Source organism: Halalkalibacter oceani, assembly GCF_023715705.1.
GTDB classification, from domain to species: Bacteria; Bacillota; Bacilli; order Bacillales; family Bacillaceae_D; genus Halalkalibacter; species Halalkalibacter oceani_A.
In genome coordinates, this window is the sequence record NZ_JAMBOS010000002.1 from 187,000 (window position 1) to 208,589 (window position 21,590).

At 47.3% G+C, this 21,590-nt stretch carries 21 protein-coding genes and 1 riboswitch; of the genes, 19 read left to right on the top strand and 2 right to left on the bottom strand.

Going from position 1 to position 21,590, the window contains the following annotated elements; translation table 11 throughout:
• Positions 1 to 9 precede the first annotated feature (9 nt).
• From M3212_RS02770 to M3212_RS02810, 9 genes are all read left to right on the top strand, one after another.
• Positions 10 to 423: a DUF350 domain-containing protein gene (locus M3212_RS02770; RefSeq protein WP_251192418.1), complete on the top strand. Its 414-nt coding sequence runs from the start codon at positions 10 to 12 to the stop codon at positions 421 to 423.
• Between the two features lie 303 nt (positions 424 to 726).
• On the top strand, positions 727 to 2,415 hold the full coding sequence (locus M3212_RS02775) for a long-chain-fatty-acid--CoA ligase (RefSeq protein ID WP_251192419.1): 1,689 nt from the start codon (positions 727 to 729) through the stop codon (positions 2,413 to 2,415).
• Positions 2,416 to 2,545: 130 nt separating this feature from the next.
• Positions 2,546 to 3,139, top strand: a complete 594-nt coding sequence (locus M3212_RS02780; RefSeq protein WP_251192420.1) for a TetR/AcrR family transcriptional regulator — start codon at positions 2,546 to 2,548, stop codon at positions 3,137 to 3,139.
• A gap of 16 nt (positions 3,140 to 3,155) precedes the next feature.
• Entirely contained in the window at positions 3,156 to 3,935 is a 780-nt protein-coding gene (locus M3212_RS02785; RefSeq protein ID WP_251192421.1) for an enoyl-CoA hydratase, read from the top strand.
• Between the two features lie 19 nt (positions 3,936 to 3,954).
• A complete protein-coding gene (locus M3212_RS02790) occupies positions 3,955 to 4,725 on the top strand; it encodes an electron transfer flavoprotein subunit beta/FixA family protein (RefSeq protein ID WP_251192422.1) in 771 nt (256 codons plus the stop codon).
• A gap of 13 nt (positions 4,726 to 4,738) precedes the next feature.
• Positions 4,739 to 5,716: an electron transfer flavoprotein subunit alpha/FixB family protein gene (locus M3212_RS02795; RefSeq protein ID WP_251192423.1), complete on the top strand. Its 978-nt coding sequence runs from the start codon at positions 4,739 to 4,741 to the stop codon at positions 5,714 to 5,716.
• A gap of 182 nt (positions 5,717 to 5,898) precedes the next feature.
• Positions 5,899 to 6,213, top strand: a complete 315-nt coding sequence (trxA, locus tag M3212_RS02800; protein WP_251192424.1) for a thioredoxin — start codon at positions 5,899 to 5,901, stop codon at positions 6,211 to 6,213.
• Positions 6,214 to 6,306: 93 nt separating this feature from the next.
• Positions 6,307 to 8,079, top strand: a complete 1,773-nt coding sequence (uvrC, locus tag M3212_RS02805; protein ID WP_251192425.1) for an excinuclease ABC subunit UvrC — start codon at positions 6,307 to 6,309, stop codon at positions 8,077 to 8,079.
• Positions 8,080 to 8,156: 77 nt separating this feature from the next.
• A riboswitch (Lysine riboswitch) is annotated at positions 8,157 to 8,346 on the top strand.
• Positions 8,347 to 8,463: 117 nt separating this feature from the next.
• Complete coding sequence (locus M3212_RS02810; RefSeq protein WP_251192426.1) at positions 8,464 to 9,699, top strand: aspartate kinase; 1,236 nt, start codon at positions 8,464 to 8,466, stop codon at positions 9,697 to 9,699.
• Between the two features lie 96 nt (positions 9,700 to 9,795).
• On the opposite strand, the gene M3212_RS02815 is transcribed toward M3212_RS02810, so the two are convergent.
• On the bottom strand, positions 9,796 to 10,200 hold the full coding sequence (locus M3212_RS02815) for a YslB family protein (RefSeq protein WP_251192427.1): 405 nt from the start codon (positions 10,198 to 10,200) through the stop codon (positions 9,796 to 9,798).
• Positions 10,201 to 10,353: 153 nt separating this feature from the next.
• Here M3212_RS02815 and M3212_RS02820 point away from each other — a divergent pair, with 153 nt between their 5' ends.
• From M3212_RS02820 to M3212_RS02840, 5 genes are all read left to right on the top strand, one after another.
• Complete coding sequence (locus M3212_RS02820; protein WP_251192428.1) at positions 10,354 to 11,703, top strand: TrkH family potassium uptake protein; 1,350 nt, start codon at positions 10,354 to 10,356, stop codon at positions 11,701 to 11,703.
• Positions 11,704 to 12,071: 368 nt separating this feature from the next.
• Complete coding sequence (locus tag M3212_RS02825; protein WP_251192429.1) at positions 12,072 to 12,704, top strand: succinate dehydrogenase cytochrome b558 subunit; 633 nt, start codon at positions 12,072 to 12,074, stop codon at positions 12,702 to 12,704.
• 20 nt (positions 12,705 to 12,724) lie between these two features.
• Entirely contained in the window at positions 12,725 to 14,494 is a 1,770-nt protein-coding gene (gene sdhA, locus M3212_RS02830) for a succinate dehydrogenase flavoprotein subunit (RefSeq protein WP_251192430.1), read from the top strand.
• Positions 14,491 to 15,240: a succinate dehydrogenase iron-sulfur subunit gene (sdhB, locus tag M3212_RS02835; protein ID WP_251192431.1), complete on the top strand. Its 750-nt coding sequence runs from the start codon at positions 14,491 to 14,493 to the stop codon at positions 15,238 to 15,240. Before sdhA ends, sdhB begins: the two co-directional genes overlap by 4 nt.
• A 128-nt stretch (positions 15,241 to 15,368) precedes the next feature.
• On the top strand, positions 15,369 to 15,827 hold the full coding sequence (locus tag M3212_RS02840) for an acyl-CoA thioesterase (RefSeq protein ID WP_251192432.1): 459 nt from the start codon (positions 15,369 to 15,371) through the stop codon (positions 15,825 to 15,827).
• Positions 15,828 to 16,033: 206 nt separating this feature from the next.
• Here the strand turns inward: M3212_RS02840 and M3212_RS02845 are convergent, their stop codons facing one another.
• Positions 16,034 to 16,258, bottom strand: coding sequence for a helix-turn-helix domain-containing protein (locus M3212_RS02845; RefSeq protein WP_251192433.1), 225 nt, complete (start codon positions 16,256 to 16,258; stop codon positions 16,034 to 16,036).
• 425 nt (positions 16,259 to 16,683) lie between these two features.
• On the opposite strand from M3212_RS02845, the gene M3212_RS02850 reads away from it, so the two are divergent.
• The 5 genes from M3212_RS02850 (at position 16,684) to M3212_RS02870 (ending at position 21,496) form a co-directional block, all read left to right on the top strand.
• Positions 16,684 to 16,947 (top strand): phosphocarrier protein HPr, encoded by a 264-nt coding sequence (locus M3212_RS02850; protein ID WP_251192434.1) that lies wholly within the window; start codon positions 16,684 to 16,686, stop codon positions 16,945 to 16,947.
• The gene (gene ptsP, locus M3212_RS02855; RefSeq protein WP_251192435.1) at positions 16,947 to 18,665 is read left to right on the top strand and encodes a phosphoenolpyruvate--protein phosphotransferase; all 1,719 of its coding nucleotides are present in this window, start codon (positions 16,947 to 16,949) and stop codon (positions 18,663 to 18,665) included. The genes M3212_RS02850 and ptsP overlap by 1 nt, the downstream gene beginning before the upstream one ends.
• A 133-nt stretch (positions 18,666 to 18,798) precedes the next feature.
• A complete protein-coding gene (locus M3212_RS02860; RefSeq protein WP_251192436.1) occupies positions 18,799 to 19,239 on the top strand; it encodes a MarR family winged helix-turn-helix transcriptional regulator in 441 nt (146 codons plus the stop codon).
• Between the two features lie 50 nt (positions 19,240 to 19,289).
• Positions 19,290 to 20,090 (top strand): glutamate racemase, encoded by an 801-nt coding sequence (gene racE / locus M3212_RS02865; RefSeq protein WP_251192437.1) that lies wholly within the window; start codon positions 19,290 to 19,292, stop codon positions 20,088 to 20,090.
• Positions 20,091 to 20,437: 347 nt separating this feature from the next.
• Complete coding sequence (locus M3212_RS02870) at positions 20,438 to 21,496, top strand: GerMN domain-containing protein (RefSeq protein WP_251192438.1); 1,059 nt, start codon at positions 20,438 to 20,440, stop codon at positions 21,494 to 21,496.
• Positions 21,497 to 21,590: the final 94 nt, after the last annotated feature.

Here is a 21,590-nt window from a genome sequence, read left to right on the forward strand (position 1 = left end):
CGAACGTAAGTGGAGACATTCTTTGAAAATGAATTTATTCGGACAGCGGCGTATTACAGTGTCACCGTACTTGGGCTGATCCTCTTCCTGGCCATTTTTGAACTCGTCACGAAATACGACAATTGGCGCGAAATCAAGCGTGGCAATGTAGCAGTGGCGCTGGCGACCGGAGGAAAGCTGTTTGGCGTTGCCAATATTTTTCGCCATTCAATCGAGCACTCGGATTCCATTTTGACGATGCTTGGCTGGGGTGTATACGGATTTGTGCTGCTGCTGGTCAGCTATTTTATTTTCGAGTTTTTAACACCTTCCTTCAAAATCGACGAGGAAATCGCCAACGACAACCGCGCCGTCGGGATTATGTCGATGATTATTTCCGTCGGGCTCTCTTATGTAATAGGAGCCAGTATAATCGCGAGATAGTAACAAAAAGGAGAATCAAGCCGTGGAACTGTTGATGAAAATTTTGTATGTTTGTTGTGGCGCTTTTTTGTTAGCAGGTATTATTTATATGCTGTTTTTTGCTGCTTAAATCAGTTTCTAACTCCGGGCAGCCTGCGATGAACCGGCGGGCTGCCCGGAAGCTGTCTCTGCTGAATTGTCCACGCTGTCCACGTTTTTGATTTCACGAAATTGACAAAAAATGATTTATTTATGTAAGCGATTCCAATACAATAGTAGTAGAACGATCATAAAGGAGCAACTGAATAAAGAGGAGGAGATGAAATGTCGACCACTGGTAAGGTTTGGCTGAAGCATTACCCCGACGAAATTCCTCATTCCCTTGACTATCAGAACAACAGTCTCCATGATTATCTACTGCGCTCCGCCCGCACGTATCCGGACCAGACGGCGATTGAGTTTTTAGGAAAACGGCTGACCTATTCCGAGCTTCATCAGCAGGCAGTTCGATTCGCGCAGGGGCTTCAGGCTTTTGGCGTCGAAAAAGGAGACCGGATCGCGATCATGCTGGCCAATTGTCCGCAGGCGGTGATCAGCTATTATGGAATCCTTATGACCGGAGCGATTGCCGTTCAAATAAATCCTCTCTATGTTGAAAGAGAGCTCGAGCATCAGTTAACTGACTCCGGCGCCAAAGTATTAGTCTGTCTCGATCTCGTTTTTCCCCGCGTCCAGAAGGTCAGAATGAATACGAATTTGCAGCAAGTCATTGTCACCAGTATAAAGGATTATCTCCCCTTTCCGAAAAATCTTCTCTATCCCATCGTCCAAAAAGGAAACGTAACAGTGGAATACAATGAGCAAACGGTCGCTTTTTCCGCTTTTTTGAAGCAAGGAGGCGCGGCCTTTAAGCCAGTTCCGCTTGACCCGGAAACGGACTTGGCGCTTCTGCAATATACGGGAGGAACAACAGGCCTTGCAAAGGGCGTGATGCTGACGCATCAGAATTTAGTCGTCAATACGATGCAGGCCGGTCACTGGATTTACAAGACAACGCCGGGAGACGAGCGAATGCTGGCAGTCCTTCCTTTTTTTCATGTGTACGGTATGACCGTCTGTATGAACCTCGCGATCATGAATGGCTTTACGTTAATCCTTTTGCCGAAATTCGAACCACTCCAGGTATTAAAAGTGATCGCGAAGCACAGAGTCACTTTGTTTCCAGGAGCTCCGACAATGTATATTGCGCTTATTCACCAGCCTAATATCGAAACATATGACCTCTCCTCCGTCCTCGCCTGTCTAAGTGGGGCAGCCCCATTGCCGCAAGAGGTTCAGCAAACCTTCGAACGGCTGACCGGTGGAAAGCTGGTGGAAGGCTACGGGCTGACCGAAACCGCGCCGGTGCTGACCGCCAATCCAATATGGGGCACGCGTAAGTCCGGCAGCATCGGGATCCCGTGGCCCGACACAGAAATGATCGTCCGGACAGCGGACGGTCAGGAAGCGGAGCCGGGAGAAATCGGTGAAATCGCGGTCCGTGGTCCGCAGGTGATGCAAGGCTACTGGAATATGGCTGAGGAGACGGAAAGGGTGCTCCAGGAAGGCTGGCTGTTGACCGGGGACATGGGATATATGGATGAAGATGGATTTTTTTATATCGTTGATCGAAAGAAGGATATGATTATCGCCGGCGGCTTTAATATTTTTCCCCGTGAAATTGAAGAAGTATTGTATGAACACGAGGCGATTCAGGAAGTGGCGATTATTGGTGTTCCTGACCCATACCGGGGTGAAACCGTCAAAGCCTTTATCGTGCCAAAGGAGGGCAGGGACGTGACAGCCGAAGAACTGGATCAGTTTTGCCGAGCCCGCCTGGCCGCCTATAAGGTACCGCATCTTTACGAGTTTCGCAGTGAACTGCCAAAGACGATGGTCGGCAAAGTGTTAAGAAGAGTTTTGCTGGAAGAGGAGAAAGGAAAAGAAGAGGATCAAGAGTCGGCCAGCAGCTAAGAAGGTGCAGCGCAGAGCCAGGTGGAGTGCATGTATCCTGCCTGGCACAGTGCTCCATTGACAGAAGGAGTCTGCTTCCTTAAAATGAGGATATGAATGAATATTCATTCATTAAAAAGGAGAGACAAACGTGGGAAAGAAAAAAGGAGCAAAATACGAGCAAATTATTGAAGCCGCCGTCACCGTCATCGCCAAGTATGGCTATCATCAGGCACAGGTCGCTAAAATCGCCAAAGAAGCCGGGGTGGCAGACGGCACAATCTATTTATATTTTACGAGTAAGGAAGATCTCTTAATCTCTTTATTTGAGGAAAAAATGGGACAGTTTATCGAGACGATCCGTACCCGCATCCAAACGAAAGAGACATTTGAAGAGAAGCTTCTGCTGCTTATTCAAACGCATTTTGAACAGCTGCAGGCTAATCCGCAGCTGGCGGTTGTCACCCAGCTTGAACTGAGGCAGTCCAATAAGGAGCTCCGAAAAAAAATTAATCAAATTCTCAAAGGGTATCTCCTGCTTATAGACGAATTAATAAAAGAAGGTCAATCTTCAGCCAGCATGGAACAACAGCTGGACAGCCGTCTTGTGCGGCAAATGATCTTCGGTACGTTAGATGAAGTAGTCACCAATTGGGTGATGAAGGAATGTAAGTATGATCTCGTAGTACAGGCGAAACCGATTCAGCAAATGCTTGTTCGTGGGATCAGTCAACGGCTTTCATAAAGAAAGGAGTGAGAGTGTGGAGTTTATTCGTGTCGCAGTGGAAGAAAAGGTTGCGATTCTAACGTTGCAGCGCCCGCCGGCCAACGCGCTTTCAAGGGGTGTGCTGCAGGAATTGGATCAGGTGTTGACCGAGCTGAAAGATCAAGAGGACGTTCATGTACTGCTGTTGCATGGCGAGGGGCGCTTTTTCGCCGCCGGTGCCGATATTAAGGAATTTACAACGATCAAGGACGGGGCGGAATTTGCAGAGCTTTCCCGACTTGGCCAGCAGGTGTTCGAGCGAATGGAACATTATCCGAAGCCGATTATTGCGGCGATTCACGGCGCCGCTTTAGGCGGAGGGCTTGAATTAGCAATGGCCTGCCATATCCGCCTGAGTACAGAGGATGCGAAGCTCGGGCTGCCGGAACTTCAATTAGGGCTGATTCCCGGATTTGCGGGAACGCAGCGTCTGCCGCGCTATGTCGGCACTGCCAAAGCAGCGGAGATGCTGCTGACAAGTGAACCGATCAGCGGAAAAGAAGCGAAGGAGCTCGGGCTTGTTAATTCCCTTCATTCTGAACGGTCGCTCACCGAGGAAGCGTTGAAGCTCGCCCGGCAAATCAGCCAAAAGAGTACGCTCGCCGTTAAAATGACGCTTGAACTGCTGCGCTACCATGATTCATCGAGAATGCTGGAAGGAGCGGCCAGAGAAGCCGAGCTGTTCGGCCTGGCGTTTGATTCAGCCGACGGCCAGGAGGGAATTCAGGCGTTTATTGAAAAACGGTCACCACAATTTAACCAAAAAAACGAGTAAGCAGAAGGAGGTATTTTGATTGAATATTTTCGTGATTATGAAAAGGACGTTTGATACAGAGGAGAAAATCACTCTTCAGCAAGGCAGAATTGATGATAGCGGCGCTGAATTCATCATTAATCCATATGATGAATATGCGATTGAGGAAGCGCTCGTTTTGCGTGACGAACACGGCGGCGAGGTGACGGTTGTAACCGTCGGCGAGGAGGAAGCGGAAAAAGAGCTGCGCACCGCATTGGCAATGGGCGCCGATAAAGCCGTTTTAATCGATGCCGAGGAGCTGGATGACCGCGATCAATTTACGACAGCTTCGTTGCTCGCCGCTTATTTACGCGAGCAGTCGTTTGACATTATTCTTGGCGGGAATGTGGCGGTTGATGGCGGCTCAGGGCAAGTTGGCCCGCGTGTCGCCGAATTGTTGGCAATTCCTCAGGTGACGACGATCACAAAGATTGACATTCAGGAGCGAGCTGCGACGATCGTTCGCGACGTGGAGGGGGATGAAGAAACGATTGCGGTTTCATTGCCTGTCCTTGTAACAGCCCAGCAAGGGTTAAATGAACCTCGTTATCCATCGCTGCCAGGAATTATGAAAGCGAAAAAGAAGCCGCTCGATGTGCTTGATCTCGATGACTTGGAGCTGGAGGAAGAAGATGTCGCTGCCAAAACAGAAACAATCGACATCTTTCTGCCGCCTGAAAAGCAGGCGGGACGTCTGCTTGAAGGAGAGCCGGAAGCCCAGGTAAAAGAGCTTGTCGCACTATTGAAATCTGAAGCGAAGGTCATATAAGGAGGGAAGACTGATGGCGAAAAAAACAATTATCATTGGAGAAGTCCGCGATGGAGAATTACGACATGTATCCTTTGAAACGATTGCCGCGGGAAAGGTCGTCGCAGATGGAGGGGAAGTCATCGGTGTTTTAATAGGTGAAGATGTAAGCGGTTTAGCAGAGCAGCTGATTCATTATGGTGCCGACCGGGTTGTGACAGTCACTCATCCGGATTTAAAGAGCTATACAACAGATGCTTATCAGCAGGCGGTGCTACAGGTTATCGACCTTGAACAGCCGGATGGGGTCCTGCTCGGCCATACAGCGATCGGGAAAGACTTGGCACCGCGCCTGGCGATGAAAGCACAGGCCGGCTTAGTATCAGATGTGGTGGCCGTGGAGCTGGAAGACGGGGAGCCGGTCTTTACAAGGCCGATTTACTCAGGGAAAGCCTTTGAGCGCAAGAGGATCAAGGAAGGGATGGTGCTGGCGACGATCAGGCCAAACAACATTGCCGCGCTGGAAAAGGACGCTGGGCGAACGGGCGATGTTTCCTCCGTTACCGCCGAAATCAGCGACTTGCGGACAACGATTCAGAATGTCGTGCGGAAGGCGACGGGAGGAGTTGATCTGTCGGAGGCGAAAATTATTGTCGCCGGCGGACGAGGCGTGAAAGGCGCGGAAGGCTTTAAACCGCTGCAGGAGCTGGCTGATTTGCTCGGCGGGGCTGTCGGGGCGTCGCGTGGGGCCTGCGACGCCGACTATTGCGACTACGCCTTACAGATCGGTCAGACGGGAAAAGTCGTTACCCCGGACTTATATTTTGCAATCGGAATTTCAGGGGCGATTCAGCATTTGGCCGGGATGTCCAATTCAAAGGTAATCGTTGCGATTAATAAAGATCCGGAGGCGCCGATTTTTGAAGTGGCTGATTACGGAATCGTCGGCGATCTCTTTGAGATTGTGCCATTATTAACGGAGGAGCTGCGGCACATCCTTGTTTCGCAATGACGGAAACGGGGTATCTTTTTTAAAGAGTGAGAGAAGATAAACCATGAGAGAAACCACTTTCGAAGAAGAAAGCCCATTACGCGGTTTTCTCAAACAATTTCGAGCAACTTAGTCGCAACCATTGTTTTTCGATGGTATAATCATGAGGAATCAAATTTGTTATGGATTAGGAGGTTTTTATAATGGCAATTGTCAATGTGACAGATCAATCATTTGCAGCTGAAACAAGTGAAGGTGTTGTGCTTGCTGACTTTTGGGCGCCATGGTGCGGACCTTGTAAAATGATTGCCCCTGTTCTTGAAGAATTAGATTCGGAAATGGGCGACAAAGTGAAAATCGCCAAGCTTGATGTCGATGAAAACCAGGAAACAGCAGGGAAGTACAATGTCATGAGCATCCCGACCTTGCTTGTCTTTAAAGATGGCGAAGTCGTTGATCAAGTAGTCGGTTTCCAACCGAAAGAAGCGCTTGCTGAACTGCTTAACAAGCATCTGTAAGTCAAGTGACAGTCCGCTTTCTCAAACGAGAGAGGGGACTTTTTTTACAAAGAGAATCCTTAGTCCGGGTGGCAGTGGAGGTGAGAGAATTCGATGAACCAGTTGAAGGAAAAGCTGGCGGTGCTGCCTGATAAACCAGGCTGTTATTTGATGAAAGACCGGCAAGGAACCATTATTTATGTCGGCAAGGCAAAGGTTTTAAAAAACCGGGTACGGTCTTATTTTACCGGTTCTCATGATGGGAAAACACAACGGCTCGTAAGCGAAATCGCCGATTTTGAATATATTATTACGTCATCGAACATCGAAGCACTTATTCTTGAATTGAACCTGATCAAAAAGCATGATCCAAAGTATAATGTAATGCTTAAGGATGATAAATCCTACCCTTATTTAAAAATAACGAATGAAGAGCATCCGCGTCTCATTACGACCCGCCAGGTCAAAAAGGATGGCGGCAAGTATTTCGGTCCTTATCCGAATGCGGGAGCGGCTAATGAAACGAAGAAGCTCCTTGACCGTCTTTATCCGTTGCGTAAGTGTCGGACGTTACCGGATAAGGTTTGTTTGTACTATCATATTGGCCAATGTTTGGCGCCCTGTGTCAATGAGGTTACGCCAGAACAAAATCAGGAAATGATCCATGAGATTACCCGCTTTCTCCGTTCTGGTCACGGCGAAATAAAAAAACAGCTGACCGAGAAAATGATGAAAGCTTCTGAAGAGCTTGATTTTGAACGGGCGCGCGATCTTCGTGACACCATTACGCATATGGAAGCAGTGATGGAAAAACAGAAAATGACGATCCAGGACCATGTAGATCGCGATGTGTTCGGCTTTGACTACGATAAAGGCTGGATGTGTGTCCAGGTCTTTTTCATCAGACAGGGCAAACTGATTGAGCGCGACGTGTCGATTTTTCCATTTTACCAGGAGCCGCATGAGGATTTATTAACATTTATCGGCCAATTTTATTTGAAAAAGGAGCATCTGAAGCCGAAAGAGATTTTGGTGCCGAAGGAGATTGAGGCCAATCTTGTTGAAGAGCTGCTCAATGTCCAGACTCATTTCCCGCAGCGCGGTAAGAAAAAAGAGCTTGTTGAACTGGCCAATCAGAATGCCGCTGCAGCCTTACAAGAGAAGTTCTCATTGATTGAACGGGATGAAGAGCGGACGATCAAAGCGGTGGAGCGCCTCGGAAAAGCGATGGGCATTCCGACGCCGTACCGGATTGAAGCGTTTGATAACTCGAACATCCAGGGAACGGATCCAGTTTCGGCGATGGTCACGTTTCTTGATGGCAAGCCAAGTCGAAAGGATTACCGCAAATATAAGATTAAAACGGTAACCGGACCGGATGATTACGGCTCGATGCGTGAAGTGATCCGCCGCCGCTACGTGCGCCTGCTGAAGGAGTCGCTTCCATTGCCTGACCTGATTGTGATTGATGGAGGAAAGGGACAGATTGCCGCGGCCCAGGAAGTCATTGAAGACGAGCTCGGCTTATCGATTAAAGTATGCGGACTGGCGAAGGATGATAAGCATCGAACGTCTCAGCTTTTGCTCGGTGATCCACCTGTGGAAGTGCCGTTGAAGCGGGACAGTCATGAATTTTATTTATTGCAGCGCATTCAGGATGAAGTCCATCGTTTTGCGATTACCTTTCACCGCCAGACGCGTTCCAAAACGTTTTTCCAGTCGGCGCTGGATGATATTCCAGGAGTCGGTGAAAAGCGGAAGCGCAGCCTGCTTAAACACTTCGGCTCGATCAAGAAGATAAAAGAGGCATCGATTGATGAGCTGAGGCAGCTGGCGATTCCTGAAAAAACCGCAGAGGCGATCCTCGAAGCGTTGAAAGATGAGTAGCAGGTTGTGCTTGCATTCCACGGGAACCTTTGTTAGAATGGATACCAATTAAATAGATGCCGCACTTCAGGTAGTGAAGTGATGGTAGAGGAGCGAAAACCATCAGTACCAACTCTAAGGTTTATGAGGACCGATGAGGAGATCGGGAAAGGGGAATTCGCCGAAGTGTAGAAAAGGCTCATGTTTTTCTATGCTGGACCTATGTTGAAGAAGCATAGGGCTGTCACATATTCAAACCCAAAGGATATGTGGAGAACTATCTCACGCGAGAAACAGGGAGCAGTGTGGTACCGGACTGGTATGACAAGCAACAGTGAGGAGTTTTCCTTATTGTTGCTTTTTTGCGTTCCCAATGACCAGGGTGAGTTGGAGAGGATGAACAGGATGAAGCGAATTGTACAGAAATACGGAGGAACATCGGTCGGGTCAGTGGAACGAATCCGCCATGTTGCCTCGCGGGTCGAAAAAGCGGTCAGTGAAGATCAACAGGTCGTCGTCGTTGTCTCAGCAATGGGCAAATCGACGGATGAACTCGTCCGGCTCGCCGGGCAACTGACGGAGAATCCGAGCAAGCGTGAAATGGATATGCTGCTTTCCACAGGCGAACAGGTTACGATCGCCCTTCTGGCGCTCGCCTTGGCGGAGCGCGGAGTGGAAGCGATCTCGTTCACGGGCTGGCAGGCTGGTATTGAAACAGAAGATAGTCACGGGAATGCGCGGATTGTCTCGATTGAAACGGAGCGAATGGAAGCCGAACTGGAGAAAGGAAAAGTGGTGATCGTCGCCGGCTTTCAGGGGAGAAGTGCGAAGAATGAGATTACGACGCTCGGTCGCGGCGGTTCGGACACGACAGCCGTTGCGCTGGCAGCAGCGCTTTCAGCGGATAGATGCGAGATTTATACCGATGTGACCGGAGTGTTTACGACAGATCCGCGCTACGTCACGCAAGCGCGCAAGCTCCAGGCGATCTCCTACGATGAAATGCTGGAAATGGCCAATCTGGGGGCAGGTGTTCTCCATCCGCGTGCGGTTGAATGTGCCAAGAATCATCAAATGCCTTTGCTGGTGGCGTCCAGTATGGTTGAGGAAGCGGGAACGATAATTGAGGAGGAAATCACAATGGAAAAAAACTTACTAGTACGTGGAATTGCTTTTGAAAATGATGTCACTAAAATCACCATGACCGGGCTTCCAAGCAGAATCGATACGCTGGCGAAAGTGTTTCAGTCTCTTTCCGATAACGGGGTCAATGTGGATATTATTATCCAGAACCAGACAGATGAGGAGCATGTCGACCTTTCCTTTTCGATTACTCAGTCTTCTTTAAAAGAAACATTGACGATTCTGGAAAATACAAAGTCTGAACTGGGCTTTCGTTCGCTGCATGTAGAAGAGGATCTGGCGAAGGTGTCGATTATCGGCGCGGGAATGGTTTCAAATCCGGGCGTCGCGGCTTCAATGTTTGATGTGTTAGCGCAGAATGAAATCTACATTAAGATGGTAAGTACTTCTGAAATGAAGGTTTCTGTTGTCATCGCAGAGGATGATATGGTATTCGCTGTTGAAATGCTCCATCAGGCGTTTCAACTCGGTGAGGAAGAAGAAGCGATTACGGCTTAATCAGGCATGGCCGTCCAAAAGTTCACCGCTTCGGGACTTGTGCCGCAACGTTCGAGTTGATCCGGCGCAAGTCCCTTTTTCCTTCACTTGCTGGAGCTAATTGTTTGCTGCAACCGCATCGTGACGGTCAAATTCAATTGTAAACAACACAGCTTTTTTAGAGGCGGAGTAGCTTCCGGCGGCAATCCGCTGCAGGCTCTGCTCTAAATATTGGGTTAAAAAGCCGGCTTCAAGCTGATAGCAGCGTGAATCATGCTTTCCCATCCACGGGCCGGTAAGTTCGAATAATTTAGCCTGCCGCTTTTCTTTTACGAGTTGCAGCTGGCCCCAATTCGCTTTTTCAAAAAAGGCGATGAGATCATCCACGGATTCAAGTGGATATTTTCGGGCCAATGATTTTCCAAGCCAGTATAAAATCGCATCATGATCTTTCCCAAGCAGGTCCTGCAAAAGCTCGTTGCGAATTAAATGGTAGCTAAAGTCTTCTGTTTCTAAATTCATGCAGTTTCAACCTCTCCTTACCGCGCACTGAAATAACAATAATCAAGCCTGGTTTCTATTATAAAGAGAATGATCGAATTTCTCTACCACTTATAGCCTTGATTTTTTTAAAATGGTATACTTAAGCGCGAATGAAGCCGGAGGGATAATCTCATGAAAGCAGGACTTAATCATTTTCTATCACCATTCCGCAGTATTTTGATTGCCTATATCATTGCGATGGTACTCTTTAGTATTCTCCTGTATTTGCCGATTTCTCATCAGGAGGGTGTCGAGCTCACGTATGCGGAAGCGCTGTTTACGTCTGTCAGTGCGGTCAGTGTGACAGGGCTGACGACGATTAACGTCTCGGAAACGTTCAATTATACTGGAATTTTCTTTTTGGCATTGGCGATTCAGCTTGGCGGCATCGGCATTATGACAATGGGGACGTTTGTCTGGATTTTGTTCCGGAAGAAAATCAATCTGTCTCAGCGGATGCTGATTATGGTCGACCAAAATCAGTATAAATTCTCAGGTCTGGTCAATCTGATGCGGGGAATTTTGTTTGTCGCCCTTATCATAGAATTAATTGGAGCACTTATTTTAGGTACATATTATTTACGTTATTTCGACACGGCGGGAGAAGCCTATTATCAGGGAGCGTTTGCTGCGCTTACCGCGTTTACAAACGCCGGATTTGATGTTACGGGTCAGTCGCTGATCCCGTTCGCCAATGATTACTATGTACAGTTTGTGACGATTCTGCTTATTTTTGCCGGGGCGATTGGCTTTCCGGTGCTGCTGGAGCTGCGCGAATACATCTCTAAGAAAAATCCGAATTTCAGCTTCAGTCTGTTTACAAAAATCACGACGACCACTTATTTTGCTGTTTTCCTTATTGGTGTCCTTGGAATATGGGCGCTGGAAACAGGTCATTACTATGTTGGCCTGGACTGGCATCAGCAGCTGTTTTATTCATTGTTTAATTCGGCTACGACACGGAGCGGAGGGCTGTCGATTATGGAGGTGTCAGAGTTAAACAAAGCGACACTGCTGTTTATGTCTGCGCTGATGATCATAGGAGCCAGCCCTTCGAGTGTGGGCGGCGGAATCCGGACGACCACATTGGCGGTCATGTTTTTGACGATTCGAAGCTTCGCGCTCGGGAAAGATGATGTAAAGGTGTTCGGGAGAGAGATTCACCCCGATGACCGACAAAAAGCGTTTATTGTTCTATCTGTATTCCTTGTGATGCTGTTTGCAGCCGTGACGCTGATCGTCGCGTTTGAAAGTGGAAATGACATCGCGCTGATTGCGATCATCTTTGAAACGGCCTCCGCTTTCGGAACGTGCGGACTCTCGATGGGGATCACCCCCCATTTGTCCATACCAAGCCAGCTCATCCTGATGGCACTGATGTTCATCGGGCGCGTCGGCCTCATCGCCTTTCTCTTCTCCGTCAGAAGAAGAGAAACAAAAAGCTACTACAAATACCCAACCGAACGCATTATTATTGGATAAAAGCCGCTTACGGTTTTAAAGGAAGGAAGAACGGTTTTCTCTTCCTTCCGCAAGCGAGCGCAGCGCCCGTTTTTGGCTTATAGAGTGACTTCGTTCGAAGCGCGCACAAACGCTGCAAAAACGCGCTTTTTGAGTAACTGGAGACAGTTGAAAAGGCTGTATACGTTTTCTTGACTGGGGTATGAGTTGAGAGTACAATGAAATTGTCGGTTTTTTTTCACAGAAACTTTGGGAAAGTTTCATAATTTGCATGAATCCATATCTCGACAAGTCGCGGTGGGGAGGTACAAGCTATACGGGAAAAAAAGAGAGAGTAAGCAAAAATCATTAGTTGTGGATAGGTCAAAAACATTTGTGGGGGGAAAAGTATGGCTGGTAATCGTGAATTTTTTAATCGAAAGTTACATTCATTACTTGGTGTTATTCCAGTTGGATTATTTTTAATTCAGCATTTGGTGGTCAACCATTTTGCGACGCGTGGAGCGAGTGCTTTTAACCAGGCGGCTCACTTCATGGAAAGCCTGCCATTCAGGTATGCGCTTGAAATTTTTGTAATCTTTTTACCGCTTCTTTATCATGCAATTTACGGAATTTATATTGCGTTCCAAGCGAACAATAACGCAAGCCGCTATGGATTCTTCCGTAACTGGATGTTTGTGCTTCAGCGGATTTCCGGTGTCATTCTCTTAATTTTTATCGCTTGGCATGTGTGGGAAACAAGAATTGCCTATGCCTTGGGAAGAGCAGAAGTAAACTACGATATGATGGCCGATATTTTAAGTAGTCCATTTATGCTAGTCTTTTATATCATCGGGGTCGTGTCAGCGACATTCCACTTTGCGAATGGACTTTGGTCATTTGCCGTGTCTTGGGGAATTACGGTTACACCACGTTCACAGCAGATTACAACCTATGTGACGATGGCAATTTTCGTTCTTCTAACATTTATAGGTATTCGAGCGATCCTTGCGTTTATTAATCCGGACTTAGCAAACATTTAAGAGATAAGGAGTGGGCTACTATGAGTAAAGGTAGAATTATTGTTGTCGGGGGCGGACTAGCTGGTCTGATGGCAACAATTAAAGCAGCAGAAAAAGGGGTTCCGGTCGATCTCTTCTCATTGGTTCCTGTTAAACGTTCACACTCAGTCTGTGCACAGGGTGGAATTAACGGTGCCGTGAATACAAAAGGTGAAGGAGATTCTCCGTGGGAACACTTTGATGATACAGTTTACGGTGGAGACTTTTTAGCAAACCAACCACCGGTTAAAGCAATGACAGAGGCCGCGCCTGGAATTATTCATTTAATGGACCGTATGGGAGTAATGTTTAATCGTACGCCGGAAGGTCTGCTTGATTTCCGCCGTTTCGGGGGAACCCAGCATCACCGTACAGCGTTTGCGGGTGCAACAACTGGTCAACAGCTGTTATATGCTCTTGATGAGCAAGTACGTCGTCATGAAGTAAGTGGACTTGTGACGAAATATGAAGGCTGGGAATTTTTATCCGCGATGATTGACGATGAAGGAACCTGTCGCGGGATCACAGCACAGGACTTGAAGTCCTCTGAAATCCGTCATTTCCCTGCCGATGCCGTTATTATGGCAACAGGCGGCCCGGGGATTATCTTTGGAAAGTCGACGAATTCTGTCATTAACACTGGCTATGCGGCATCGAAGCTTTATCAGCAGGGTGTACGCTATGCGAATGGAGAGTTTATTCAAATTCACCCAACCGCTATTCCGGGAGATGACAAGCTTCGTTTGATGAGTGAGTCAGCGCGTGGGGAAGGTGGACGAGTTTGGACGTATAAAGACGGTAAGCCGTGGTATTTCCTTGAAGAGAAGTATCCTGCTTACGGAAACCTTGTCCCTCGTGACATCGCGACGCGTGAGATCTTCCATGTCTGCGTCGACATGAAGCTCGGAATTAACGGCGAAAACATGGTATATCTTGATCTGTCTCACAAAGATCCAAAAGAGCTTGATATTAAGCTTGGCGGTATTATTGAAATCTATGAGAAGTTCATGGGCGACGATCCTCGTAAAGTGCCGATGAAGATCTTCCCTGCTGTTCACTATTCAATGGGCGGTATGTGGATTGATTATGATCAAATGACCAACATCCCTGGCCTATTTGCGGCGGGAGAGTGTGACTATTCTCAGCACGGTGCAAACCGTCTCGGTGCAAACTCGTTGCTTTCTGCGATTTACGGTGGTATGGTAGCGGGACCGAAAGCTGTTGAATATATGGCAGGTCTTGAAAAATCCGCCGACAGTCTGCCTTCAACGTTTTTTGAACAGGAAACTCAGAAAGAGCAGGAAGCTTATGACCGGATTCTGAAGATGGATGGAACGGAAAACGCCTATATCCTTCATAAAGAGCTCGGCGAATGGATGACGGATAACGTAACGGTTGTGCGTTACAACGATAAGCTGTTAAAGACAGATGAGAAAATTCAGGAGCTTATGGAACGCTATCAAAATATTAATATTAATGACACAGCGAAATGGAGCAACCAGGGAGCTTCCTTTACCCGTCAGCTGGATGGCATGCTCAGCCTTGCCCGCGTTATTACGTTGGGTGCCTACAACCGTAATGAAAGCCGCGGGGCTCACTATAAGCCGGACTTCCCTGAACGTAACGATGAGGAGTTCTTGAAAACGACGATAGCTACCTACAATGCAGAGAAAAACGCTCCGGACTTTACTTATGAAGATGTCGATACATCTTTAATCAAGCCACGTAAGCGTGATTACTCACAAAAGAAACAAGGAGCTGTGAAATCATGAGTGAAAAAACAATTCAATTCAAAGTGATGCGACAAGACGATCCGAACAGCACTCCTTATGAAGAAGAATTTGAAGTGCCGTATCGTCCTAATATGAATGTTATTTCGGCGTTAATGGAATTCCGACGCAATCCGGTGAACAAAAAAGGCGAACAAACGACGCCGATCGCCTGGGAAATGAACTGTCTAGAAGAAGTGTGCGGAGCCTGCTCGATGATTATTAACGGCAAGCCGCGTCAATCGTGTACGGCGCTCGTTGATCAGCTGGAGCAGCCGATCCGTCTTGAGCCGATGAAGACATTCCCGGTCGTGCGCGACCTGGTTGTTGACCGCAGCCGGATGTTTGATTCCTTGAAGAAGGTAAAAGCATGGATTCCAATTGATGGAACGTACGATCTTGGTCCTGGACCGCGGATGGCGGAATCGAAGCGCCAGTGGGCCTATGAGTTGTCAAAATGTATGACATGCGGAGTCTGCCTTGAGGCTTGCCCGAATGTAAACAGCAAATCTGATTTCATCGGACCAGCTCCACTTTCTCAAGTTCGACTTTTTAACGCTCACCCGACAGGTGAAATGAATAAGGAAGAGCGACTTGAGACCATTATGGGTGACGGTGGACTGGCAAACTGCGGTAACTCACAAAACTGCGTGCAATCTTGTCCGAAGGGAATCCCGTTAACGACATCAATTGCTGCGCTTAACCGTTCAACGACGCTTCAGTCCTTTAAAAACTTCTTTGGTGCGTAAGCCTGGCCAAAGGACATAGCGAGGGACTGGGGTGACCGGTTCCGATATGTCAGAGGGGTTGCCCGAAAGCAGTTGCTTTTTGGGCGACTCCTTTTTCATTTTCTGATCATAGAAGGAGGGGCGAGCCGATGAAGAGACTACCTGCCTATATTAACGATCTCGAAGCATGGAAGGCATCCTTTCATTTTTTTCAGCCGGTAAAAGTCCGCTTTAGTGAAACGGATGCGTTCGGTCATGTCAACAATACGAAAGTATTTGTCTATTTTGAAGAAGGGCGGATCGCTCTTTTCGAGAAAATAGGGATCATGAAAGAATGGGCTGCGCGGGACAGCGATGCGATGATTGTGACAGCTGATTTGCACTGTGATTATATTCGGCAAATTACATTCGGCGAAGCATTACAAGTAGGAGTGAAGGTTGAAAAGCTGGGACACTCTTCGATGGAGCTACATTATCTCGTGGTAAATGAACAGGAAGAGATTTGCTTGACAGGAAGAGGAACGATGGTCCAGGTGAACAAAAAGACAGAGCGCTCGTTGCCTTGGAACGAAAAGATGAAAGCGCTTTTTCAGCCTTACCTCACTTGAAGAGAATCAACGTGGTTGAGACAATATACAGAAGAATAGAGGCTGGGAAAAAGGTGACAAGCACCCTTTGTCCCAGCCTCTGATCATGCAGTCTTCATTCGCTGTTTTGGGAGTGTGCCAAAATTGCACACCCCCGTTGCAAGGCAGGTTCGTTGCAAAGCTTGGAGACAGCCCCATTTCCTGAAACGAATGCGATAATACGGAAGCTATATTTCGAGTTCACCCAGTCTAACCAATTCAATCACCGCTTGAGAGCGCCCCTTGACTCCAAGCTTTTGCATCGTATTAGAAATGTGATTTCGTACGGTTTTTTCACTTATGAAAAGTTCTTTTGCGATGTCCTTTGTCGTCTTATCCTGAACAAGTAATTCGAATACTTCGCGTTCCCTTTTCGTAAGTAAAGGCTTAGGTCCAAATTCTGCTCCTTTCAATGAGTTCACTCCTTCTTGCTCGGGCTGAGAGCGGCGGGGGTCATGAAACCCCCGAGAGATGAAGGGTTTTAGTCTCGATAGTATATGTATCACTTCGCACCGATGTGTCAGAACTCCTCGAACACATAGAAAAAAAGCGAAACAGGATATTTGTTGAAACAAGAAAAACAGTTATGCTATACTGGTACTGCTTATTGAGAAGTAGGCGATTTTATCTAAAAAAGGACTACATACGTGTTACTGATCCGATCAGGCATGAGTAGGAAGTGTATATGTGACTCAGATGGGGTACGCTACAACTAAGTGCATCCTTTTGTTTTCATCATGTGCGTTTCTTTTCTCATGCCTGTTTTTTGTTATAAATCGAACGTAACACAGGTGTATGTCTTACAAAAATTGTTTATTTGAAGAAAGAGGTAGGTACAATGGCAGAAAAAACATTTCATATTACAGCAGAAACAGGTATTCACGCTCGTCCAGCGACACAACTCGTCAATAAAGCAAGTCAGTTTTCCTCTGACCTTACCCTGACGTATAAACAAAAGACAGTGAATCTGAAATCAATCATGGGCGTGATGTCTCTTGGCGTGGGCCAGGGAGCAGAAGTGACGATTAAAGCGGAAGGCAGCGACGCAGAGGATGCGTTGAAAGGGATTGAAGAGGTTATTAAAGAAGGGTTAGGAGAATAATGAAGCAATTATCAGGCATAGGGGCTTCTGCCGGTATTGCCATTGCGAAAGCTTTCGTGCACGTTGAGGCGGAAATGAACATCGAAAAAAAAGAAGTGCAGGATGTGACCGCCGAGATTGAACGTTTCCAGGCAGCTGTGGCAAAATCAAAGGAAGAGCTTACAGTCATTAAAGATAAGGCTGAGCAGGAACTGGGAGCGGATAAAGCGGAGATTTTCGCAGCGCATCTGCTCGTCCTGAGTGATCCTGAGCTTGTCGATGCCGTCACTGGAAAAATTGAAGCAGAAAAGCAAAATGCTGAATATGCGATGAATGAAGTCGCGTCGATGTTTATTGAGATGTTTGAGAACATGGAAAATGAATATATGAAAGAACGCGCGGCTGACATTCGTGATGTGTCAAAACGGGTGCTCGGTCACCTGCTCGGTGTTCAAACGCAATCTTTAGCGGCTGTAACCGAAGAAATGATCGTGATTGCCGAGGATTTGACCCCATCGGATACGGCGCAATTAAATCCGGCCTTTATTAAAGGATTTGCGACAAATATTGGCGGAAGAACCTCTCATTCGGCCATTATGTCCCGCTCATTGGAGATTCCGGCCGTAGTGGGAGCGAAAACGGTAACGAAAGAGATTAAGACTGGAATGACCGTGATCATTGATGGCATAGAAGGAACGGTCATCGTCGAACCGACAGAAAAAGAAAAGGCTCTTTATGAACAAAAACGTCAGGACTTCCTCAAGCAAAAGCAGGAATGGGCCAAGCTTGCCGGCGAAAAAACCCGAACGAAGGATGGGAAGCATATTGAACTTGCCGCCAACATCGGGACGCCGAAGGATTTAGACGGAGTTCTCAAAAATGGAGCGGAAGCGATCGGGCTGTATCGGACGGAATTCCTTTATATGGACCGCAGCGAGCTGCCGTCTGAAGAAGAGCAGTTTGAGGCGTATAAGGAAGTTGTTGAAAGAATGGACAACAAGCCGGTCATTATTCGGACATTGGACATCGGCGGAGACAAAGAACTTCCATATTTGAATTTGCCGGAAGAAATGAATCCATTTTTAGGCTATCGGGCGATCCGGATCTGTCTCGAGGAACAATCAATCTTTCGCGTGCAGCTTAGAGCGTTACTGCGGGCAAGCGCCTACGGAAATTTAAAAGTGATGTTTCCAATGATTGCGACGCTTGAGGAAGTACGCCAGGCGAAAGCGATATTTATGGAAGAAAAAGAGCGGCTGATAAGCGAGGGCGTTTCTGTTGCTGATAAGGTTGAACTCGGCATTATGGTCGAGATTCCGTCTACAGCTGTGGCGGCAGACTTATTTGCGAAGGAAGTCGATTTCTTCAGCATCGGGACGAATGATCTGATCCAGTACACGATGGCGGCTGACCGGATGAATGAACGAGTTTCATATTTATATCAGCCGTACCACCCGGCGATACTCCGTTTAGTGAAAATGGTAGTGGACGCAGCCCATAAAGAAGGAAAATGGGTCGGGATGTGCGGCGAAATGGCCGGAGATGAAGTGGCGATACCACTTTTACTCGGTCTCGGTCTGGACGAGTTAAGCATGAGTGCGACTTCAATCCTGCCGGCACGAAGTCAGCTGTTAGAACTTTCTCAAGAGGAGCTGTCTTCCTTTGCCGAAGAAATGCTGTACATCGAGAGCGCAGCTGAAGTAGAGCGTCGCGTCAGAGAGCGTTTTTTCACAACGTAAAAGAAAAAAGTGGCTGCCTTGAAACGGAAAGAAAAGGTATGCCACTTTTTTTCATAGATATTGTTGCAATTAAGCCTCAAAACAGCGACAATAATGAAAATAGCTTCATAATGAAAGAGGTGCGCTAACACATATGGACCATCGCCAGGTTGAACATATTGAACGCTCATTACGTCGAGTGGCTGACATGGTTAAGCAGAAAGGGCGTGACATTCTTACGCAATTTCCAATTACTCCACCGCAATTTGTCGCTTTGCAATGGCTGAATGAACATGGTGACATGACAATTGGAGAGCTTTCATCAAAGATGTACCTAGCGTGCAGTACGACAACGGATCTCATTGATCGAATGGAAAAAAATGAACTCGTAGAACGAGTTAAAGATAAAAATGACCGGCGTGTGGTGCGGATACACCTGCTCAGAAAAGGTCAGACGATCATTGAAGAAGTGATCAAGAAACGTCAGGATTATTTGGAAAAGATTTTAACAGATTTTTCTCAGGAGGAAGTCGATATTTTGGAGAAAAGTCTGCACAAGCTTCACGATGAAATGAAGGCAATGCGCGTGAAATAAACGACGCTTACATGAACTGCACAGAATAGACAGAAATTGAGGGAAGAGGATTGGATAAACCGATTGGGGTAATAGATTCCGGCTTAGGCGGACTAACGGTGGCGAAAGAGATTATGAGACAGTTGCCGAAAGAAGAGATTGTGTATATCGGCGATTCTGCCCGCTGTCCATATGGTCCACGCGATCCGGAGGACGTTCGAAGATTTACGTGGGAAATGATCAACCGCCTGTTGAAAGAGCAAATGAAAATGCTGGTGATTGCCTGTAATACGGCAGCGGCTGTTGTGCTGGAGGAAGTGAAACGGGAATTGTCGATTCCGGTAGTTGGCGTCGTTCATCCTGGTGCGATCAGTGCTTTAAAGGTCACAAAGCGCGATCATGTTGCGGTGATCGGCACGGCGGGAACGATATCAAGCGGTGCCTATGAAAAAGCGTTAAAAGCGATTAATAGCGAAGTGAAGGTTGATAGCCTTGCTTGTCCTCCTTTCGTGCCGTTAGTGGAAAGAGGCGTGTTCTCAGGGGAGGAAGCTGCGCGAACAGTCGATCAGGCTTTAACGCCGCTCGATCAAAAAGGCTTTGATACGTTGATTTTGGGCTGTACCCATTATCCGCTGCTGCGGGAGGTCATCCGTGAACGTGTCGGTCCCGATATTGAATTGATTTCATCGGGCGATGAAACAGCGCGGGAAGTGAGCAGCCTTCTTTATCATAAGAACCTTCTTTATGTGGATGACCGGCAGCCTGAGCATCATTTCTACACGACCGGTGATGCAAAACGGTTCAAGCGTTTGGCCGATCAGTGGTTGGAAATCGATGTCGGTCATGTGGAAACGATCCAGTTAGGTGAATAAGCAAAAAAGATGTCCCGATGGTTTCTCCAGAGCCGCCGGGGCGTTTTTGTTTTTTGAAGGATATTCGATGCTGGCCGTTTTTTCAGTTTCATGTCAGCCGAAAATCAGCATTGCCTGCTTTCAATTTTTTCGGATCCGGGAAAATGGAATCATCGCCCCTCTTTTCCTTTTTTCTGTTGTTTAAAGAGACAAATGATGTGGAGCCTCACGTACTGCCCGCGGAAAGCGAGCGCCGTGTAACGGAAATCATCAGGTCCATCCTTATGGCGTTTTTCTATGAAAAGATGGTCTATTCTTTTTTAACAGCTCGTATACATCTAGTACAAACCATCTTGGGAGGGAAAATGATGCGTAAAGTGCTATTAATGTTTACGTTGCTGCTCATCATGACAGCTTGTTCTTTTGGTTCAAATGAAGTGATGCAGGAGATGGATACACCGCCTGTTAATTATGTCGAAGAAAATGAATCACTTGATTTAGAGGAAGCGGGTGTCGAAGAGCCGGCAGAGGAGGAAAGCGTGGAAAGCGAAGTTCCAACAGAAACGGTGCAGCGCGAGCTTTATTTGATTGATGCAAATGGGATGGTTGTTCCGCAAACATTGACTTTGCCAAAAACAGACGGCGTGTTAAAACAGTCACTTGAATATTTGGTAGATGGCGGTCCGATTACTGAACTGCTTCCGAATGGCTTTAAAGCTGTCATTCCGGCAGGGACGGCGGTCGACGTGAATTTGACAGAAGATGGGGTAGCAGTAGCTGATTTTTCAAATGAATTTAAAGAATATGATCCGGCGGAAGAGCTGCAGATTCTTCAGGCGATTACATGGACGTTGACTCAGTTTGATAATGTAGAGAAAGTCCAAATCCGCATTAACGGCTATGAGCAGGAAATGATGCCGGTAAATGGCACACCGATCGGCGAAGGAGTCAGCCGCTCTGATGGGATTAATATCGAATCGGATGCTGTCACTGATATTGTGAATAGTAAAGGGGTAACCCTTTACTTTCTGGCCCAAAATGGAGACAACTCCTATTATGTTCCGGTCACTCGCCGTGTATCAATGGAGAACGATTCTCTAACAGCCGCTGTAACAGAGCTTCTACGCGGCCCTTCGCCTCATTCTCAGCTGTTATCTGATTTCAGACAAGGTGTCGCCCTGCAGGAAGAGCCAAGTTATGAAAATGGGGTTGTTACACTGAATTTCAATGAAGATATTCTCAGTGAGCTTCAGGCAACAGCTGTCTCGACAGACGTGTTGAACATGCTCGCCCTGACGTTAACAGAGCAGGAAGGCGTTGAAACAGTAGCGATTGAAGTAAATGGAGAAGCGAATGTTCTGGCTGAAACAGGAGAAGCTGTCCAGCCTGTCTCCCGCCCGCAACTGGTTAATACAGGAAGCTACTAAGTTCGATTAAAGATGAAGGAAATTGGACGAGGGCGGCACTTTTCTTTATAATAGTGGGGGAATGTAATAAGAGGGGGTGTGGCAAAAGGACAAC

Excerpts from the sequence above, each read along its gene's own strand:
- M3212_RS02775 (WP_251192419.1), top strand. The coding sequence starts at position 727 with ATGTCGACCACTGGTAAGGTTTGGCTGAAGCATTACCCCGACGAAATT.
- M3212_RS02795 (WP_251192423.1), top strand. The coding sequence starts at position 4,739 with ATGGCGAAAAAAACAATTATCATTGGAGAAGTCCGCGATGGAGAATTA.
- trxA (WP_251192424.1), top strand. The coding sequence starts at position 5,899 with ATGGCAATTGTCAATGTGACAGATCAATCATTTGCAGCTGAAACAAGT.
- uvrC (WP_251192425.1), top strand. The coding sequence starts at position 6,307 with ATGAACCAGTTGAAGGAAAAGCTGGCGGTGCTGCCTGATAAACCAGGC.
- M3212_RS02810 (WP_251192426.1), top strand. The coding sequence starts at position 8,464 with ATGAAGCGAATTGTACAGAAATACGGAGGAACATCGGTCGGGTCAGTG.
- M3212_RS02815 (WP_251192427.1), bottom strand. The coding sequence starts at position 10,200 with ATGAATTTAGAAACAGAAGACTTTAGCTACCATTTAATTCGCAACGAG.
- M3212_RS02820 (WP_251192428.1), top strand. The coding sequence starts at position 10,354 with ATGAAAGCAGGACTTAATCATTTTCTATCACCATTCCGCAGTATTTTG.
- M3212_RS02825 (WP_251192429.1), top strand. The coding sequence starts at position 12,072 with ATGGCTGGTAATCGTGAATTTTTTAATCGAAAGTTACATTCATTACTT.
- sdhA (WP_251192430.1), top strand. The coding sequence starts at position 12,725 with ATGAGTAAAGGTAGAATTATTGTTGTCGGGGGCGGACTAGCTGGTCTG.
- sdhB (WP_251192431.1), top strand. The coding sequence starts at position 14,491 with ATGAGTGAAAAAACAATTCAATTCAAAGTGATGCGACAAGACGATCCG.
- M3212_RS02840 (WP_251192432.1), top strand. The coding sequence starts at position 15,369 with ATGAAGAGACTACCTGCCTATATTAACGATCTCGAAGCATGGAAGGCA.
- M3212_RS02850 (WP_251192434.1), top strand. The coding sequence starts at position 16,684 with ATGGCAGAAAAAACATTTCATATTACAGCAGAAACAGGTATTCACGCT.
- ptsP (WP_251192435.1), top strand. The coding sequence starts at position 16,947 with ATGAAGCAATTATCAGGCATAGGGGCTTCTGCCGGTATTGCCATTGCG.
- M3212_RS02860 (WP_251192436.1), top strand. The coding sequence starts at position 18,799 with ATGGACCATCGCCAGGTTGAACATATTGAACGCTCATTACGTCGAGTG.
- M3212_RS02870 (WP_251192438.1), top strand. The coding sequence starts at position 20,438 with ATGCGTAAAGTGCTATTAATGTTTACGTTGCTGCTCATCATGACAGCT.